This window comes from Nocardioides ferulae, assembly GCF_003660455.1.
Lineage (GTDB): Bacteria > Actinomycetota > Actinomycetes > Propionibacteriales > Nocardioidaceae > Nocardioides > Nocardioides ferulae.
The window spans coordinates 1-2,944 of the sequence record NZ_QZVR01000042.1 but is presented as its reverse complement, the minus strand read 5'-3'; the positions used below and the strand labels follow the sequence as shown (position 1 = coordinate 2,944).

Genomic DNA, 2,944 nt, shown 5'->3' with positions numbered 1-2,944 from the left:
CGAACCGGTGGCCTCGTTTTCGAGCGTCGGATCGGCCTCATTTTCGAGCGTTGCCGACAGGAACACGCCGAGCCTTTGGGGGGAGAGGGTTGCTGCGCAGCGCTTTCGTGCCCCATGTTCCTGCACTGCTTGTCTGTGCAAGTGATCCTTCCCAGTCCTTCGCCAACTGCGGGACGTGCCGCGCGGCATCGCCTAGCCTGACGAAGTTGGGCGCCATCTCGGCGGCGCCATTTGGTCAAAGGGAGGCATGCCATGGCTTCGGAAGTGCCCACTGACGACGACGCCACAGAGCAGACGCTCCGTGAGTTTCTGGCGGGCGAGCTCGATGAGAAGGGGGTGGCTGCAGCGGAACAACGTGGCTGGCACGTGGCAGTCGTTCTCGAAGATGATGAGGGGGTCGTCCACCACTCGCCAGCCCCCGACCGAGGCGAACAACGTAGCCGCCTAGTCTGACTCTCTCGCGCGTTGGGGCAGTCCTGATGTGCTACAGCCCCGTATCTACGGTTGCGGAGCCGCGCCCGGCTCACCGGTCGACGGAGTCCGCGCGCACGAGCCCCGCCAAGAGGTCTCGGGCGTCCCCGGCGGGGCTCTTGCACCTGGAGTCTGGGGACAGGCCAGCGTGCTTCGACGGCGTCCCTGTTGAGTACGCGCCGGGCGGTCCGCTGTCGGGTGAATGAAGTTGCCCAACCCCAGGGCGGGACTCCGGTGCTGGAGGGGGCAGGCCCGGTCAGCGACGCAGCGAAGGCAGAATGCGCTCGTGCCAGAGCGGCTATCCGTATCACACCTCAATCGCAGAGGGGGGCCGAGCCCTGGTGGAATTGCTTGAAGAAGAGGTGCGCGATCTCGGCAAGACCGAGATATTGTGCCCAGTTCACTCCGATGACCGGCCGAGCAGAAGTCTGCTCGAGAGTCTCGGCTACCATGCGGCGAAGAGCGTCTCCACCGGTCACGGACGACGGAGAGTCTTCGTTCGCGAGATGCCGCTGCCGGACAAGCGCTGGGCTCGATAGGTGGTCGAACGTGCAGAGATCGCGCGTCGGGGCGGACGATGGGATCGCAGCGTCGCCTGAGGTCCACACGCTCGATGGCATCGAGGTCGATGCGGTGCCGCCCGGGCTTGCGCTCCACCCCTTCGGAGTGTTCACGACCTTCGTGATGGTGGACGGCAGTGTGCTCGGCTGGCCCGATCACGTCACTCGCCTCACGCGGGATGCACGCTTGCTGTGGGGTTGCGACCTCGATCCCCAGAGACTGAGCAGTGACGTGCTGTCGCACGCACGCCGGGTAGGTCCGGCGCCGGCCCGGGTCAGGGTCACGCTGTATCCGGAGGCCATGCAGATGATGAGGCCGATCGATGCGCGGGGTTGTCGGATCTTGGTGTCGTCGGGACCCGCCGTCTTCCCCTTCCTCCCTGAGCACCAGTTCACGGTGCGCACCTGCGAATACCAACGTGAGCTCCCCGACCTCAAGACCACAGACACCTTCACCCAGATCCGGCGCCGCCGGGAGGCCCAACTGGCTGGGTTCGACGACGCACTGTTCGTACGGCGCGACCAGGTGCTGGAAGGTTCGACGTGGACCGTGGTGACCTGGTGCGACGGGCAGGTGGCGACACCCGCCGGGCCCGTCTTGGAGAGCATCACGGCAGTGCATCTGGCAGCCGCCGCCGAAGAGCTCGGATGGAGCTTCGTCTCGCGGCCGATCACCGTCGCTGAGCTTGCGGAGGCCGACCTGGTTCTCGCGGTGAACGCCGTCAACCCGGCGAGGGCGATCCGACGGGTCGACGCGAGAAGCTTGAACCTCGATCATGCTCTGCTAGCAGAGGTTGCAGGCGTGATGTCCTCGCGCGAACGCCACCACGTCGGCGCTTCGGCCCCGCGCGCAGACGGCCCCGCGGACCCGACTGGTCTGGATTGAGGCGAAGCCTTCGCCGCTGGTGCCGAGACGGAAGCCTCGCCGCTCCGCACGGCTATCCGGTCAGCCTGCGGCGCACTGGGCGGCGTGCGGAGGCGCCGCCGAGCATAATGGCCTCGTGACTGACGCCGGGACGTTGCAGCGCGTGGCGATGCTTGCGGCGACCGACACAGGGCGGGGATCAAGCCGCCTGGCCGTCCCGGTTCTCGGGGATCTCGGCGCCGCTGCCGGTTCGCTGCTCGAGCATCGAGGGAGCCGGGTCGGAATCATCACCGGGTTCTACATCTCGCGCGCGCGACCGCCGGCGGCCGAGACGGACGGGCCCCTGGGGGTCGCGGTACTCGCGCAGACCCTGTCGCTGTTGGGCTCGGCCGTCGACGTCGTCACGGACCCACCGTGCCTGCGCGTGGTCGATGCCGCGCTCGGAGCCGTGGGCAACCCGGAACTGCGGGCACGTGTCTGGACCGGTGGCGAGGCGCCGTCCTGGTCCCATGCGGTCTCCGTGGAGCGGGTGGGTCGTGCAGTCGACGGCACCTACCGGAACATGCTCGGCGTCGACATCAGTGAGGTCACCGCGCCGCTCGACACGCTCTACGAGTCGCTGGATGCTGCGAAGGTCGCTGTCGGCGACGGCGGCAACGAGATCGGCATGGGCCGCCTCGACTCCGAGCTTGTCGCCTCGGTCGTCGATCAGGGCGCCACGATCAGGTCCATTGTGACCTGCGACCACCTCATTGTCGGCGGCACCTCCAACTGGGGGGCGTTTGCGCTCGCCGCTGTGCTTGCGGTGCAGACCGGCGTCGACCCGACCATATTGAGCGCGATGACGTCGCGGCGCATCCTTGACGCGATGGTGGCCGCTGGCGGGGTCGACGGCGTCAGCGCGAGGAGCGAACCGACGGTCGACGGGCTCTCATGGGACCAGTACTGGGCCGTTCCGGAGAGGATCTTGGACCTGCTTTCTCAGGCGTCCTAGGAGACCGCTGAACAATCCGCGCGCCGTGGGCGCCGTGCGGCGGTGACCTGAAAT

Annotated in this window: 2 protein-coding genes; both read left to right on the top strand. The window is 67.5% G+C overall.

From position 1 onward, the window contains the following. The first annotated feature begins 1,020 nt into the window (after positions 1 to 1,020). On the top strand, positions 1,021 to 1,917 hold the full coding sequence (locus tag D6B71_RS22260; RefSeq protein WP_164519787.1) for an aminotransferase class IV: 897 nt from the start codon (positions 1,021 to 1,023) through the stop codon (positions 1,915 to 1,917). A 115-nt stretch (positions 1,918 to 2,032) separates the two neighbouring features. Further along, the gene (locus D6B71_RS22255) at positions 2,033 to 2,890 is read left to right on the top strand and encodes a glutamate cyclase domain-containing protein (protein WP_121258992.1); all 858 of its coding nucleotides are present in this window, start codon (positions 2,033 to 2,035) and stop codon (positions 2,888 to 2,890) included. Positions 2,891 to 2,944: the final 54 nt, after the last annotated feature.